This window comes from Corynebacterium sp. HMSC076C10 (assembly GCF_001812455.1).
GTDB lineage: Bacteria > Actinomycetota > Actinomycetes > Mycobacteriales > Mycobacteriaceae > Corynebacterium > Corynebacterium jeikeium_D.
In genome coordinates this window covers 1-14,739 of the sequence record NZ_KV809153.1, presented here as the reverse complement: position 1 = coordinate 14,739, position 14,739 = coordinate 1, and the positions used below count along the sequence as shown (strand labels likewise).

The following is a 14,739-nucleotide window of genomic DNA, read 5'->3' as shown; positions in this document are numbered from 1 at the left end:
GTTATGACTTCATTTCCCGTGACCGCCTCCGTCATCGGCCTCGGGCCCGCCGGAAGAATCGCCGCCCACCGCGCATCCGCTCGCGGCTGGGATGTCACCGCTTACGACCCCGCCGGTGGCACACTGCCCTCGACGATTGGTCTCTGGTGCGAACAACTCCCCGACTGGTTGCCCACCGACTTCCTCGCCGCCACATTTCAACCCAGCGTCATTCTTGCCGACGGCACCGAACGTCAGCTCACCCGCACCTACGGCGTTATTAACAAGGACTGCCTGCAAGAACTTGGCGGTTTCCACATCAAACGCCGCGCACTCATAGATTCTGAAACCACGGATACGGACATCACAATTGTCACCACCGGGCGCACACACGCCGCAGTCGGGCGAGGTGGGCAGGTACGGCAGCTCGCCATCGGGCACATCTTTTCGCTTGACGACGTCCCCAGCGCCCACCGCCGCGCAGTCCTCATGGACTTCACCCCAGCAGACCTGAATGCCCCAAAGGCAGAGCCGGCTAGTTTCTCCTATCGCATTTTCTTGGATGACAGGACCTTCCTCATTGAAGAGACTATCCTCGCTACTCCGACTCCTATGGTTGACGGGTATCGTGGCGAAGCCGGTGCGCCAGTCGGCAGCGGCGGTGAGGCCGATGACTCCGTACTTCTAGCGCTGTTGCGTAGACGCCAAAGTGCACGGTTGAAGTCCCTGGGGCTTTCGGAAGATCTGGCCATCGACGAAGAAGTGGTGTCCTTTCCCCTACTGGCAAACCTTCCCTCTCGCCGCGGTGACGTGACGCACAGTGGACCATCCATGGGCACTCTCTTCGGCTTTGCTGGTGGTTGGATGCATCCTGCCACTGGTTACTCGGTGGGTTCGGTTATCGAAGATGTCGACCGCTTCTTGGCCGATATGGAAAAGAAGGGAAGCCGGACGCTGGGGACGTCGTTAAGCATGCGATTGCAGCGATGGTTACGCGAACGTGGACTCGCGGCGTTGTTGGGGTTCGATGCACGACAGACGAGTGCGTTTTTTCGGGCGTTCTTTTCGTTGCCGGAGAGGGACGTGTTTGCCTATTTGATAGGGACTTCCCCACTGACGACGCTTCGCGCTATGGCGAAAGTGGCCGTGCCTTTGCTGAAAATGAGTCCGCGTACGTGCGGAAAGCTCATCGCTGGGTTTGTGCGGGGACCTGGGAGATGGAGAACTCGTTGACCGGGAGCATATACATCAGCCGATTTGTGGGGTGATACCAACAATTAAAGCGGTGTGGTTTTTGCATTCACCGGAGTACAAACGCTTATGATAAATGAATGACTTCGACGCAATCTGAGGAGACTTCCTCACAAAACCATAAGCTTCAGCGCAGGCTGAGAGCTCGCCACCTGAACATGATTGCCATTGGTGGTGCCATTGGTACGGGCCTGTTTGTTGCCTCCGGTGCGACCATTTCGCAGGCCGGTCCAGGCGGTGCGCTTATCGCTTACGCTCTTATCGGCATCATGGTGTGGCTGGTTATGCAGTCTCTCGGCGAGATGGCCGCTTACCTGCCGGTGCCCGGTTCCTTCCAGGAGTACGGTCGCCGATACGTCTCAGAATCCTTCGGCTTTGCCATGGGCTGGAACTACTGGTTTAACTGGGCGATTACTGTGGCCGCAGAGCTCGTCGCTGCTGCGCTGGTGATGCGCTATTGGTTCCCGGATGTGCCTTCAATCATCTGGTCCGCGCTCTTCCTCGCGATTCTATTCGGGCTGAACGCCCTGTCCGCACGTGCATTCGGCGAGGGTGAGTTCTGGTTTGCGACCATCAAGGTCATTACCGTCATCGTCTTCCTCGTTCTTGGTGTCGGCATGATTTTCGGCATCTTGGGCGGCTCCTCCCCCGGCTTCGAAAACTGGACCACGGGCGACGCCCCATTCGTCAATGGCGGAATGGGACTGTTGGCTGTCTTCGTTGTAGCCGGATACTCCTTCCAGGGCACCGAGATGGTTGGCGTAGCAGCAGGTGAGGCTGAAGATCCTGAGCGTACGATTCCCCGCGCGATTCGCACTATCTTCTGGCGTATCCTGCTGTTCTACATCGGTGCCATCGCTGTTATTGGTTTCCTTATTGCGTACACGGACCCGAATCTTCTGAATGCCGCCGAGGACAATATTTCCATTTCACCGTTCACCCTGGTCTTTGAACGCGCAGGTATCGCGATTGCCGCTGGCCTGATGAACGCCGTTATTCTGACTTCGGTCTTGTCCGCGGGTAACTCCGGTATGTATGTGTCCACTCGTATGCTGTTTTCCCTGGCCCGTCAGGGACACGCTCCGCGTTACTTTGGCAAGCTTTCTGGGCATGGCGTTCCGCTGCGCGCTCTGATTGCCACCGCTGTCATCGGTATGGCTGGCTTCATTACCTCATTGGTAGGCGATGGTGTGGCGTACACCTTCTTGCTGACGCTGTCTGCGCTCGCGGGCTTTATCACCTGGTTTGGTATCTCTTTCAGCCACTACCGCTTCCGCAAGTGTCTGAAGGCCCAGAATATCCCGTTGGATTCGCTTCCCTACAAGGCGAACTTTTTCCCCGCCGGTGCTGTGCTGGCACTGATTATGTGCTTCTTTGTGGTGGCCGGACAGGCACTTGATCCGATTCGCACTGGCGAGAATATCTTCGCTATCCTCACTCCGTACCTGGGTATCCCGGTCTTCGTCCTGCTGTGGTTTATCCATAAGAAGGTCACGGGCTCCAAGCTCGTTGACCCGGCCACCGCAGACATGACTCGCGAATAGCTGCGAAGAGCTGTGAATAGATGCGAGTAGCTATGCATCTCGCATCTAACTCTCACAACTTGGATTAGCAGTCGAAGACAATAGCGACCCCGCTTGGCACTTTTCAGTGCCAGGTGGGGTCGTTTTTAACTCCGAGTCGGACAGCTTGAAAAAATTGCGGGGATGCTCGTGTGAATACGGGCTGCAGATGTGAAACTGTGCAAGTTTATGACGCTTTCAGGCCATTTTTTGAGCCATTTTTGACATAAATGCAGTCAGTAACTCGCATCGCCCTACCGATCCCGGCCATAAACGCAGTCAGCAACTCAAAAAAACAAACGAAAAAGTGCCTAGCTGAACGAGCCAGGAGCTCGTCGCCAAGCACTTTTAACGTAGCGGTTCTCTAATCACCGCTGTCACTGATCATCTAGACCGAGAAGCCGAGAGCGCGCATCTGCTCGCGGCCGTCCTCAGTAATCATGTGTGGGCCCCATGCCGGGGACCAGACCCAGTTGAGGCGGAAGTCGCGGATACCCTCGACCTTCATAACCTCGGAGGCAGTCTGGTCGGTGAGCATATCGGTCAGCGGGCAGGCCGGGGACGTGAGTGTCATGAAGATAGCGGCAATGTCGCCTTCTTCAATCCAGATGTCATATACCAGGCCCAGGTCCACGACGTTGACTCCGAGTTCCGGGTCAACAACCTCGTACATTGCCTCTTCAACCTGGATGGCCAGCTTGTTATCGGCTTCGGTCTGCTCCGGTGCCGGCGGGACGGTGATGGACTCGTACGCATCCCCCTCATCAATCGGAGCACCAGTGGTCATGGTGTCCTCGTCGACAGCATCAGGCTGTGCGGGCGAGGTGGCGTCATTAGCGATTGGTTCAGTCATGGCGATGGCCTTCCTCGTCATTGGTAACGGTTACAGTCGCGGTACCAACGCCGTTGCCTTCAGCGGCGTTGGCCAGAGCCTCAGCGGTCGCGGCCTGGAAAGCCTTCCAACCGAGAAGAGCGCACTTCACGCGGGCGGGGTACTTAGAAACACCAGCGAAGGCAATCCCATCGCCGATAAGGTCCTCATCGCCCTCAATCTTGCCTCGGGACGTGACCATCTTCTCGAACTCGGCAAGCTTGGCCATGGCCTCGTCGACAGTCTTGCCGACAATCTCCTCAGCCATAACTGAGGTGGAGGCTTGCGAGATAGAACAGCCCACGGCGTCATAGGAGACGTCATTGACGACGGTGAGGTCGTCGTTCAGAGTGACGCGAAGCGTGAGTTCATCGCCACACGACGGGTTGACGTGATGCACTTCCGTATTGAAAGGCTCCCGCAAACCCGCATGCTGCGGATGCTTGTAGTGATCCAGGATAACTTCCTGGTACATCTGCTCGAGCTTCATGTCCTTCTCCTTTCTTAAAGTTACGGGGTGACACCGAAGAACTTCTGTGCATGGCGCACTGCGTCGGCAAGCGCCTGAACGTCCTCTTCCGTGTTGTAGATGTAGAAGGATGCCCGGGCGGTCGACTGGGCGTTGAGGATTTGGTGAATTGGCCACGCGCAATGGTGACCGACGCGGATGCACACGCCCTGGTCGTCTAAAACCTGGCCAAGATCGTGCGGGTGAATGCCCTCAACCTTGAAGGAGACTGCAGAGCCACGCTGTTCTGGAGTAGTCGGACCGATGATGGTCACGCCGTCAATTTCCTGCAGCTTCTCCAGTGCGAGCGCGGTCAGGTGGTGCTCATGAGCAGCCACCTTATCCATACCAATGGAATCCAGGTACTTCACCGCAGCCCCCAGACCGACGACCTGGGAAGTCATCATGGTACCCGCCTCGAAGCGCTGCGGAGGCGCCGCGAAGGTGGTCTTCTCCATGGTGACGACCTCAATCATCGAACCACCAGTGAGGAACGGCGGCAGTGCCTCGAGCAGTTCCCGGCGACCGTAGAGCGCGCCGACCCCGTTGGGGCCGAGCATCTTGTGGCCGGAGAACGCCAGGAAGTCCACATCGAGATCCTTGACGTCGACAGGCATATGCGGCACCGACTGGCAGGCATCGAGGACTACCAGCGCACCGACCTCGCGTGCACGGCGCACCATCTCCTTCACATCGGTGACTGCACCGGTGACGTTTGACTGGTGGGTAAAGGCCACTACCTTGGTCTTCTCGCTGAGCTCCAGCGAGTCCACGTCAATGCGGCCGTCCTCAGTCACGCCATACCAACGAAGTGTCGCACCGGTGCGGCGAGCCAGCTCCTGCCACGGCACCAAGTTCGCGTGATGCTCCAGCTCGGTGACGACAATCTCGTCACCTTCGCCGACCTGGTACTGACCTGCGCGGTCGTCGCCAAGCACGAATGCCACTGTGTTCAACGCTTCGGTGGCGTTCTTGGTGAAGACCAGCTCGTCATAGTCGGCGCCGATGAAGCCAGCGATGGCTTCGCGGGCATCTTCGTAGGCGTCCGTGGCCTCCTCAGCGATCTCGTAAGCGCCGCGGTGCACCGGTGCATTGTGGTGGGTTAGGAACTCCACCTCAGCATCGATGACTTGCTTGGGGCGCTGCGAGGTCGCTCCGGAGTCCAGGTAGACCAGCCGCTTTCCGTCACGGACAGTGCGCGACAGAATCGGAAAGTCCTCGCGGAGTGATGGGGTGAGTAGTTCGGCGTTAGGCATTGATGTACTTCTCGTAGCCGTGCTCTTCCAGCTCGTCGGCAAGCTCCGGGCCACCGGAGGTGATGAAGCGACCATCGTGGAAGACGTGGACGAAGTCCGGCTTCACGTAGTTCAGGATGCGCTGGTAGTGAGTAATGATCAGAATGCCGCCGTCGTTTTCGTCCTGGTAGCGGTTAATGCCGTCAGAGACAACGCGCAGAGCGTCGACGTCCAGGCCGGAGTCGGTCTCGTCCAGGATGGCGAACTTCGGCTTCAGCAGGTCGAGCTGCAGAATCTCGTGACGCTTCTTCTCGCCACCGGAGAAGCCCTCGTTGACGGAGCGCTCGGAGAACGACGAATCGATCTCCAGGTCAGCCATTGCCTCACGGACCTCCTTGACCCAGTGACGCAGCTTCGGTGCCTCGCCACGGACAGCGGTCGCTGCAGAGCGCAGGAAGTTGGACATGGACACGCCGGTGACCTCGACCGGGTACTGCATTGCCAGGAAGAGGCCAGCGCGAGCACGCTCGTCGACGCTCATCTCCAGCACGTTTTCGCCGTCGAGGAGAATCTCGCCCTCGGTGACTTCGTAACGCGGGTGACCTGCGATGGTGTAGCTCAGGGTGGACTTACCAGAGCCGTTCGGCCCCATCACAGCGTGGGTTTCGCCGGAATTAATCGTCAGGTTGACGCCCTTCAAAATCTCCTTGGGCTCGGCGGACTCGTCGGTCGGCAGCACCTGCGCGTGGAGGTTACGGATTTCCAAAGTGCTCATAGTGAAATCTTTTCCTTTAATCGGTGTAAGTGGCCTGTCCCCCGGCACTTCCGGGGTGACAGGACGGAAAGGGTGAGAAAGAAGATAAGCGGTTAGAAGCCAGCGGTGTTGAGCTCTTCGTCAACGAGCTTTTCAAGCTTTTCGCGAACGGACTCGACCGGAATCAGGTTGATGACCTCGCTGAAGAAGCCGCGAACCACCAGACGGCGAGCTGCCAGCTCCGGAATACCACGCGAGAGCAGGTAGAAGAGCTGTTCCTCGTCGAAGCGGCCAACGGTGGCAGCGTGCCCAGCACCGGCAATCTCACCGGTTTCAATTTCCAGGTTCGGAACTGCGTCGGCACGCGCGCCTTCGGTGAGCAGCAGGTTGCGGTTGAGCTCGTAGGTGTCGGTGCCCGTAGCTTCTGCACGAATGAGCACGTCTCCCACCCACGCGGTGCGGGCCTCACGATGAGCGACATTCGGCTCGCCCTGCAGCGCGCCCTTGTACATCACGTTGGAGCGGCAGTTCGGCACAGCGTGGTCGACCAGCATGCGGTTTTCAAAGTACTGACCGGCATCGGCGAAGTACACGCCCAGCAGATCGACGTCGCCGCCGGGTGCCGTGAAAGCAACGCGCGGAACGATACGGACAACCTCGCCGCCAAACGTTGCGACAGTGTGGCGCAGCGTAGCATCCCGGCCGACATGAACGTGGTGCGCCGAACCATGAACGGCATCTTCGTTCCAGTTCACCATGGTCACGACGCCCAGCTTGGCGCCGTCGCCGATTACGAACTCGATGTTGTCCGCGAACGTGCCACTGCCTCGGTAGTTAATGACGCAGACGGCCTCGGCATGGGACTGCACGTCAATGACAATGTGGCCGTAGGACACCTTGTCCTCGCCCGGACCATCGATGTCGATGACGACAGGCTCCTTGGACACCGAGTTCTTCGCGAAGGTCACGATGTGCGCATCGTCGAAGTTGGAGTACGCCTGTGCTGCCACGCGGTCCGTTGGGGCGCCGGCGCGACCAAGGCGCTCGTCGTCACGCTTGACGACGTCCACAGCGACGCCATCCTGACCAGCAGTCTCGACCGAAATTGAGGCTGCAACCGGCTCTGCTGCGGTGCCGTTGTGGAGACCGCGGAGCTTACGCAGCGGCGTGAACTTCCACTCTTCATCCTTGCCATGCGGCACGGCGAAGTCCTCCACGTTGAAGGATGTGAAAACGTCGCCCTTGTTCGCCAGCACGCGGCGGCTATGAGCAGCCTGGTTTTCGTTGTTAATCGTCGTAGTCATTGGTATTAACCGACCGAACCTTCCATCTGCAGTTCAATGAGGCGGTTGAGCTCGAGGGCGTATTCCATCGGGAGCTCCTTGGCGATGGGCTCGACAAAGCCGCGCACGACCATGGCCATTGCATCTTCTTCCTCGATGCCGCGGCTCATCAGGTAGAAAAGCTGATCGTCAGAGACCTTGGAAACCGTTGCCTCGTGGCCGAGGGTGACGTCGTCCTCGCGGACATCCACGTATGGGTACGTGTCCGAACGTGAAATCGTGTCCACCAGGAGTGCGTCACACTCGACGTTGGAGTGCGAGTGCTTGGCACCCTTGTTGACCTGCACCAGACCGCGGTAGGCAGCGCGTCCACCGTTGCGGGCCACGGACTTGGACACGATGTTGGAGCTCGTGTGCGGAGCCATGTGCACCATCTTGGCGCCGGTGTCCTGGAACTGGCCCTCGCCAGCCATAGCCACGGACAGCACCTCGCCCTTGGCATGCGGACCGGTCATCCACACTGCCGGGTACTTCATGGTGACCTTGGAACCGATGTTGCCGTCAATCCACTCCATGGTTGCGCCCTCTTCGCACTTGGTGCGCTTGGTAACCAGGTTGTAGACGTTGTTCGACCAGTTCTGGATCGTGGTGTAGCGGCAGCGGCCACCCTTCTTCACGATGATCTCCACAACAGCCGAGTGCAGCGAGTCGGACTTGTAAATCGGAGCGGTACAGCCCTCGACGTAGTGCACGTAGGCATCTTCGTCGACAATAATGAGCGTGCGCTCGAACTGTCCCATGTTTTCCGTGTTGATACGGAAGTATGCCTGCAGCGGGATGTCCACGTGGACGCCCTTCGGCACGTAAATGAAGGAGCCGCCGGACCAGACTGCGGTGTTAAGAGCGGAGAACTTGTTGTCACCGGACGGAATGACGGTGCCGAAGTACTCCTTAAACAGCTCCGGGTGCTCCTTGAGAGCGGTGTCGGTGTCCAGGAAGATAACGCCCTGGGCCTCCAGATCCTCGCGAATCTGGTGGTAGACAACCTCAGACTCGTACTGAGCGGCGACACCTGCGACCAGGCGCTGCTTCTCAGCCTCCGGAATGCCGAGCTTGTCGTAGGTGTTCTTAATATCCTCCGGCAGGTCTTCCCAGGTCTGGGCCTGCTTCTCGGTGGAGCGAACGAAGTACTTAATGTTGTCGAAGTCGATGCCCGACAAATCCGCGCCCCAGGTGGGCAGCGGCTTGCGGTCGAAGATTTCCAAAGCCTTCAAGCGACGTTCAAGCATCCACTCCGGCTCGTTCTTCTTAGCCGAAATATCGCGAACGACCGCTTCAGACAGGCCACGCTTCGCGGAAGCGCCAGCGGTATCCGGGTCGTGCCAACCGAACTGGTAGGCACCAATGGACTCGATAATCTCTTCGTCAGTCTGCGGAGTGGCAGCCTTCGTGGATTCAGCCACGTCGGTGGAGTTCTCATGGGCGAGGGTCATTCTCCGCTCCTTTCTTGTGGCGATTCAGTAAGTGTCTTTGTTACGGGAGTGAGTGGGATATTCGTAGTGCAGATACCGTTTCCATCAGCGATAGTCGCCAACGGTTGGGTGTGCTGACCTAATAATTTACTAACGGCTTCATGCTCCGCCGCGCAGAGCTCCGGAAACTCGGAGGCTACGTGGCTAATTGGGCAATGGTGCTGGCAAATTTGCACGCCGCCAGTGTTCTGGTTGATAGTTGCCGCGTACCCGGCCCGTCGGAAAGCATCGACGACGGCCTCTACGACCTCTTCCTTCTCTGCGTCCTGCCCCACTGGGGTGACGCCGAGCAGAATGTCATCAATGCGCTGACGGGCAAACTGGGCAACTGCCTGCTCACCACCGGCCTTGCGCAGTGCGGTCAGAGCTGCACTGGCAAGATCGTCGTAAGCGTGCCCGAATCTAGCGCGGCCCCGATCGGTCAGGCGATAGGACTTTGCTGGCCTGCCTCGGCCCCGGGGGCCGGTGCTGGGTGCCGGAGCGGTTTCGGCAAGACCTTCGTCCACCAGAATGTCAATATGCCGGCGGACGCCTGCAGCGGATAGTCCCAGGGTGTCTGCGATAAAAGTCGCGGACGCCGGGTTGTGTTCCAGAAGCAATTGGAGAATGCGCTTGCGCGTATCACCATCATTGACTGTCGGCTTCCGATCTGCCATGACTGGTGAGTCACCTCCTGCGATTGGACTGCTGGATAATAATGGGTGTCTAGGTGGCTCAGCGAGGCAAGTATCCCACTTGCGCCGCTGGTGTATTAGACAACATAATTGTGTCGTAATTGGTCCACAATGTCCAACGCATTTAAATATCAATGCAACGTCGCTGATTAGAACGCCCTTTCGGCGTGTCGAATCGTCTACTATGTGACCTTGTGAAAACTAACCGACCTACCTCGCGCCGCTCGTCCACCTTCGACGACGCTCTCGGGGTGCGTGACGCCATTCCGAAAATTGGTCTGGCCGGTTCTAGGTCGGCAACCCTCCACCAGGGCTCAGAACAGCCGCTCCAACACCGCATCAATTACCGCGAACTCCGACGCTTCACCTGGCTGCGTTGGCTGGGTGCTCTCGGGGCGGTCTTTATTATGGTCGCCGGGATTGGCGCAGGCGCGACACCGGTGGTTGGAAATGAGTTTTGGGGTACACCACTTGGGCTAATCCTCGGTCGAATGTTGGTGGCAACGACAATCGTCACCTTCGTGGGCATTGGCATGTTAGTCACAGCCTGGTTGGGTGTCGGCGCTTTCGTTCTGGCCGGTGCGCGGACTCGCGTCACCGCAGTGACTACTCCGATGCTCATACGCACCTACGCGGCATGGGTATTGCCCTTGATGTTTACCGCTCCCCTGTTTACGCAGGATATCTATTCCTATTTGGCGCAGGCTGCAATTGTGGAGCGGGGTATGGATCCCTACCTCGCAGGGCCTGTTGACCTATTGGGAGCCAACGACCCACTTGCCCGATCGGTGCCATTGATTTGGTCGCACTCTCCGAGCCCATACGGTCCCACGGCCCTCGCAGTGGCATGGGGTATCGCCAAGATAACCAGCGACGGGGTGATCGCTTCCGTCTTTCTGCATCGACTTGTCGCCATTGTTTCGCTTCTCGTGGTGTCCTGGGCGCTGGTGCAGCTTGGTCGCCGCTGCGGCGTTAGCTCTCAGTTCACCCTCTGGCTGGGCACGCTCAATCCGCTGGTATTGCTGCACCTGGTGGGCGGTATCCACAATGAGGCCCTGCTGCTGGCCCTCCTGCTCGTTGGTCTCGAACTGTGTCTGCGCGCTATCCACGGCCCTGCGCAATCGATGGTGCCCGATGAGCTGCCAGAACCCGGACCGCTCGGACACGAGAACCAAAGCCGAGGTAGATCGTGGGCGCTGTATGCAGGCGGTATCGTGCTCATCAGCCTCGCCGGAATGGTCAAAGTCACCGGTTTCGTGGCGCTCGGCTTTGCCGGCATGTGGCTGGCCCGAAAGTTTGGCAGCACTTGGAAGGCCGTTGCTCTTTCCGCGGTAGTGACGGGCGCAATAACCGTCGTCACGGCAGTCGTTGTTTCCTTAGGAACTGGTCTGGGCTTTGGTTGGATCACCGCGCAGGGTGGCGCCGCAACGGTGCGCAGTTGGATGTCGTTGACTACCCTGCTCGGGATCATCGCTGGTTTCTTCGGCAGGCTTCTGGGGCTCGGCGATATCAGCGACAGTGCTTTGCTGTTTACCCGCGGCATTGGCGTAGTGCTGGTGGCTGCCTGGCTCCTGCGCATGCTGTTAGCGACGTTCCGTGGGCGCATTCACCCGCTCGGCGGCTACGGCCTCGCGATGTTCGCTCTAGTAATCCTCTTCCCCGTCGTGCACCCCTGGTACCTGCTATGGGCCATCGTGCCCCTGTCCGCTTGGGCCAACCGGGTACAATTTCGCATTGCCGTGGTTCTGTACTCGGCAATTTTCAGTTTTGTAGTACTACCACGCGGCCTGGGGTTGCCTCCGGGCACCGTCGCTCAGATTTACCTACTGGCGTTGGTATTCTTCGTCGCAGTCATGTTCGTCATCTTGGCGTACTCGACGCGATCTAAGGTATTTCGCCTTCATTAAAACTGTGAGATTAGACTGACTAACCGTGAATAACGCTGCCAATTCTCCTGCTCTGCGCCTTGAGAACGTAACGAAGAAATTCGATGACGTTGAGGCTGTATCAGACCTTTCGCTTTCCCTGGATCGAGGTAGGGTTCTTGCGCTCCTCGGCCCCAACGGCGCTGGTAAGACCACAACCGTTGAAATGTGTGAGGGCTTCATCAAGCCGGATGAAGGGCGAATTCGCATTCTCGATCTCGACCCGGTCACTCAAACCACAGCACTGCGCAGCCGCATTGGCATCATGCTCCAGGGCGGAGGTGCCTACCCCGGTGTTCGCGTTGGCGAAATGCTGAACCTCGTTGCCAGTTACTCCGCAAACCCGCTGGACACTGATTGGCTCCTTGAAATCGTTGGCCTAGAACGCCATCGTAAGACGAACTACCGCAGGCTCTCTGGCGGTCAGCAGCAGCGACTGTCGCTCGCATGTGCCCTGGTCGGACGTCCGGAGCTTGTGTTCCTCGACGAGCCGACAGCAGGCCTCGATGCTCAGTCCCGTCTAGCCGTCTGGGATCTCATCTCGTCGCTGCGCCGTGATGGGGTCACTGTGGTCCTGACAACGCACCTCATGGACGAGGCCGAATCGCTTGCCGACGACGTTGCGATTATCGACCGGGGCCATTTAGTTGTGGCCGGTAGCACCGAGGAGATCACTAGCGCAGGCGCATCGGCTCTCCAGGGAACGTCGTCAAGCACTGCTATGAAGATCAGCGTTCGAGGCAGCCTTGACTTCGAAGAGGTCAACCGCAACTTCAGCGAGTCCGGTCTTCCACAGCGTCTGCAGCGTTCTGGCGGTGGAGAGTTTTCCCTGATTGGTGAGGCTTCACCGCGCGCCTTGACTGTCTTGGCGCAGAGTTGCGAGCAGCAAGAGGTGTTGATCACCTCGTTGAATAGGGCGACGCAATCGCTTGAAGATGTCTTCTTGCAGATCACTGGAACGGAGATGAGGAGCTAATGACTACCGCACCGAGGTCTGATGCCTCCCGCTTTGCGAAGGGCACTTTCGCCCCAGCGCCACAGCGTTCGGACATGGCGAAGTTGGTCATGTCGCAGGCGTGGTTGGAGACGAAGCTCTTCTGGCGACATGGTGAGCAAATGCTCCTCACCATCATTATCCCGTTGGCGATGCTCATCGGCCTGGTGATGGTGCCGGTGTTGGAGCTCGATGATCCGCTCGAGCGTATCTTCCCCATGGTGCTGGCGATTTCCGTCATGTCTGCAGGGTTTACCGGGCAGGCAATTGCCGTGGGCTTTGACCGCCGTTACGGAGCCCTGAAGCGCATCGGCGCCTCAGGCGTGCCACCCTGGGGCATTATCGCAGGCAAGATTGTGTCGGTCTGCACCACCGTCACGTTGCAGTACGTACTGTTTAGTCTCGTGGGGCTCGCCCTTGGCGCAGAGCTGTCGATTGGCGGCTGGCTGCTGGCTTATGTGGGGATGCTTCTGGGAACGTTCGTCTTTACCTCATTGGGCTTGCTCATGGGAGGTACGTTGGGAGCCGAGCTAATCCTAGGTCTGGCCAACCTGATCTGGTTCATCCTCATTGGTGCTACTACGTATGTGGCCGTTGCGCCATCGTTAGATGACATCAGCTCTGTACTGCTACACCTCTTGCCGTCCGTCGCGCTTACCGACGTGATCTCCGCGGCATTGGCCATGTCCGTCCATTGGTCAGCTGTCGGGGTGCTACTCGTGTGGGGCGTCCTTGGCGCTGCATTCGCGGCCCGCTGGTTCCGTTTTGATATGCCGAATGACTAGGAATCTGTCGGGGAATCTGCATAGAAAAGCGCAGCCCAACGCAGGGGTTTCGCTTATTACCATTTTCCGCCAGCATGGGTAGAATTTCTTAATGTGAATACTGCAGATCGAAGTTTGCCCCTATCGTTTTTGCCGCTGACACCAATCGGGCGCCAGAAGCTCTATGCCCTGCTGGTTTTGATTGCACAGGCGGCAATTGCGGTAACCGGTTCTATCGTCCGTGTTACTGGTTCAGGTCTCGGTTGTGCTTCGTGGCCTGAATGTCACCCAGGCAGCTTCGTTCCTGTCGCGGGGGAAGCAGAAATGCTCCATCAGATTATTGAGTTTGGCAACCGGCTGCTCACCTTTGTGCTGGTTGCGCTGACACTTCTGCTCTTCCTTTCGGTTATGCGTGTCGGTCGCCGTCAGGAAATCAAGTTGCTGGCCTTCCTCAACGGTCTCGGCGTTATCGTCCAGGCTGTTATCGGCGGTATCTCCGTTTGGGTTGACCTGAAGTGGTACGCCGTAGCGCTGCACTTCCTGCCTTCGATGATTCTGGTCTGGCTCGCTGGCATGCTTTTCGTCAAGATCTCTGAGCCCGACGACGGCACTGCTACCCGCATGTACCCGCGCTATCTACGCTATCTGGCTGCCGCCTCCGGCTTGGCCCTGACGATGACGCTGATTACCGGAACTATGGTCACCGGTGCGGGACCACACGCTGGAGATGCTTCGGTGCTCCCGGAGGATCGCCTCCAGCTACCGATTGTTGACCTGGCACATATCCACGCTGGTTTTATGTACCTCTACCTTGGCCTGGTTATCGGCCTCATTTTCGGTCTGCTGGCCTCGGAAGCCTTTGCACCTGTGCGTAAGGTTGCCATCGCACTCGTTGTGTTCATTTTGGCTCAGGGCGTAGTTGGAATGATTCAGTATTGGTCCGGTGTACCGGAGGCATTGGTGCCGGTTCACGTTGCCGGATCTGGTATCTGCACCGCTTTGACTGCAGTACTTTTCCAGCACGGTTACCGCACTGTCGGTGGGAGCGCAGAAGTCACTGGCTCGCTTGAAGGCGATGCGGCTGCCGCCACTGTTGCTTCGGAGAAGAACGTCGAGGTTACCGCGTAGCTAGCTGCCGGTTAGTGGCTGTGTTAACGACTGTGGCTACCGGCCGTTGATTCCTGCTCGAACCGCCTAAACACGCGCTTTGGTTGTGCGTGTTTAGGCGGTTCTGCTGTCTGCTCGGCTCCGTGTGCTCGGATGTGCATTTTCCCAGCGGCTTGCGGGCTGCGCGGGCGGTGCGGGCGGTGCAAGGGGGCGGTCTGCCCACTTATCGATCCGAGTTACTGACTATGTTTATGACAGAAATCGCGCGAAAAATGGCCGGTAGGGTCAGGCGGTCATTGC

General features: G+C 58.4%; 13 protein-coding genes. 6 read left to right on the top strand and 7 right to left on the bottom strand.

The annotated features are described in order from the left end of the window. The first annotated feature begins 3 nt into the window (after nt 1–3). On the top strand, nt 4–1,212 hold the full coding sequence (locus tag HMPREF2857_RS07770) for a lycopene cyclase family protein (protein WP_070643465.1): 1,209 nt from the start codon (nt 4–6) through the stop codon (nt 1,210–1,212). 98 nt (nt 1,213–1,310) lie between these two features. Continuing rightward, the gene (locus tag HMPREF2857_RS07765) at nt 1,311–2,774 is read left to right on the top strand and encodes an amino acid permease (RefSeq protein WP_049190722.1); all 1,464 of its coding nucleotides are present in this window, start codon (nt 1,311–1,313) and stop codon (nt 2,772–2,774) included. A 406-nt stretch (nt 2,775–3,180) separates the two neighbouring features. On the opposite strand, the gene HMPREF2857_RS07760 is transcribed toward HMPREF2857_RS07765, so the two are convergent. From HMPREF2857_RS07760 to HMPREF2857_RS07730, 7 genes are all read right to left on the bottom strand, one after another. After that, a complete protein-coding gene (locus HMPREF2857_RS07760) occupies nt 3,181–3,645 on the bottom strand; it encodes a metal-sulfur cluster assembly factor (RefSeq protein ID WP_016422755.1) in 465 nt (154 codons plus the stop codon). Beyond that, a complete protein-coding gene (sufU, locus tag HMPREF2857_RS07755; RefSeq protein WP_069359562.1) occupies nt 3,638–4,153 on the bottom strand; it encodes a Fe-S cluster assembly sulfur transfer protein SufU in 516 nt (171 codons plus the stop codon). Before sufU ends, HMPREF2857_RS07760 begins: the two co-directional genes overlap by 8 nt. A 20-nt stretch (nt 4,154–4,173) precedes the next feature. Next, nucleotides 4,174–5,427, bottom strand: a complete 1,254-nt coding sequence (locus tag HMPREF2857_RS07750; RefSeq protein WP_049190724.1) for a cysteine desulfurase — start codon at nt 5,425–5,427, stop codon at nt 4,174–4,176. Further along, nucleotides 5,420–6,181 (bottom strand): Fe-S cluster assembly ATPase SufC, encoded by a 762-nt coding sequence (gene sufC, locus HMPREF2857_RS07745; protein ID WP_016422752.1) that lies wholly within the window; start codon nt 6,179–6,181, stop codon nt 5,420–5,422. Before sufC ends, HMPREF2857_RS07750 begins: the two co-directional genes overlap by 8 nt. A gap of 92 nt (nt 6,182–6,273) precedes the next feature. Further along, complete coding sequence (gene sufD / locus HMPREF2857_RS07740) at nt 6,274–7,464, bottom strand: Fe-S cluster assembly protein SufD (RefSeq protein WP_070643460.1); 1,191 nt, start codon at nt 7,462–7,464, stop codon at nt 6,274–6,276. 5 nt (nt 7,465–7,469) lie between these two features. After that, nucleotides 7,470–8,936, bottom strand: a complete 1,467-nt coding sequence (gene sufB, locus HMPREF2857_RS07735) for a Fe-S cluster assembly protein SufB (RefSeq protein ID WP_016422750.1) — start codon at nt 8,934–8,936, stop codon at nt 7,470–7,472. Continuing rightward, nucleotides 8,933–9,631 carry a helix-turn-helix transcriptional regulator gene (locus HMPREF2857_RS07730; protein ID WP_048734176.1) on the bottom strand — a complete coding sequence of 233 codons (699 nt, stop codon included), beginning with the start codon at nt 9,629–9,631 and terminating at the stop codon, nt 8,933–8,935. The genes sufB and HMPREF2857_RS07730 overlap by 4 nt, the downstream gene beginning before the upstream one ends. A gap of 185 nt (nt 9,632–9,816) precedes the next feature. On the opposite strand from HMPREF2857_RS07730, the gene mptB reads away from it, so the two are divergent. The 4 genes from mptB to HMPREF2857_RS07710 all read left to right on the top strand — a co-directional run bounded on the left by mptB (nt 9,817) and on the right by HMPREF2857_RS07710 (nt 14,460). Further along, the gene (gene mptB, locus HMPREF2857_RS07725) at nt 9,817–11,556 is read left to right on the top strand and encodes a polyprenol phosphomannose-dependent alpha 1,6 mannosyltransferase MptB (RefSeq protein WP_070429458.1); all 1,740 of its coding nucleotides are present in this window, start codon (nt 9,817–9,819) and stop codon (nt 11,554–11,556) included. A gap of 25 nt (nt 11,557–11,581) precedes the next feature. Continuing rightward, a complete protein-coding gene (locus HMPREF2857_RS07720; protein WP_070643458.1) occupies nt 11,582–12,550 on the top strand; it encodes an ABC transporter ATP-binding protein in 969 nt (322 codons plus the stop codon). Beyond that, nucleotides 12,550–13,353 (top strand): ABC transporter permease, encoded by an 804-nt coding sequence (locus tag HMPREF2857_RS07715; RefSeq protein ID WP_048734187.1) that lies wholly within the window; start codon nt 12,550–12,552, stop codon nt 13,351–13,353. The genes HMPREF2857_RS07720 and HMPREF2857_RS07715 overlap by 1 nt, the downstream gene beginning before the upstream one ends. Before the next feature lie 93 nt (nt 13,354–13,446). Then, nucleotides 13,447–14,460 (top strand): COX15/CtaA family protein, encoded by a 1,014-nt coding sequence (locus HMPREF2857_RS07710; RefSeq protein ID WP_016422745.1) that lies wholly within the window; start codon nt 13,447–13,449, stop codon nt 14,458–14,460. The last annotated feature ends 279 nt before the right edge of the window (nt 14,461–14,739 follow it).

Bases quoted from the DNA above. Each gene is read 5' to 3' on its own strand.
- HMPREF2857_RS07770 (WP_070643465.1), top strand. From the start codon at position 4: ATGACTTCATTTCCCGTGACCGCCTCCGTCATCGGCCTCGGGCCCGCC.
- HMPREF2857_RS07760 (WP_016422755.1), bottom strand. From the start codon at position 3,645: ATGACTGAACCAATCGCTAATGACGCCACCTCGCCCGCACAGCCTGAT.
- sufB (WP_016422750.1), bottom strand. From the start codon at position 8,936: ATGACCCTCGCCCATGAGAACTCCACCGACGTGGCTGAATCCACGAAG.
- HMPREF2857_RS07715 (WP_048734187.1), top strand. From the start codon at position 12,550: ATGACTACCGCACCGAGGTCTGATGCCTCCCGCTTTGCGAAGGGCACT.
- sufD (WP_070643460.1), bottom strand. From the start codon at position 7,464: ATGACTACGACGATTAACAACGAAAACCAGGCTGCTCATAGCCGCCGC.
- HMPREF2857_RS07750 (WP_049190724.1), bottom strand. From the start codon at position 5,427: ATGCCTAACGCCGAACTACTCACCCCATCACTCCGCGAGGACTTTCCG.
- sufC (WP_016422752.1), bottom strand. From the start codon at position 6,181: ATGAGCACTTTGGAAATCCGTAACCTCCACGCGCAGGTGCTGCCGACC.
- HMPREF2857_RS07765 (WP_049190722.1), top strand. From the start codon at position 1,311: ATGACTTCGACGCAATCTGAGGAGACTTCCTCACAAAACCATAAGCTT.
- sufU (WP_069359562.1), bottom strand. From the start codon at position 4,153: ATGAAGCTCGAGCAGATGTACCAGGAAGTTATCCTGGATCACTACAAG.
- HMPREF2857_RS07730 (WP_048734176.1), bottom strand. From the start codon at position 9,631: ATGGCAGATCGGAAGCCGACAGTCAATGATGGTGATACGCGCAAGCGC.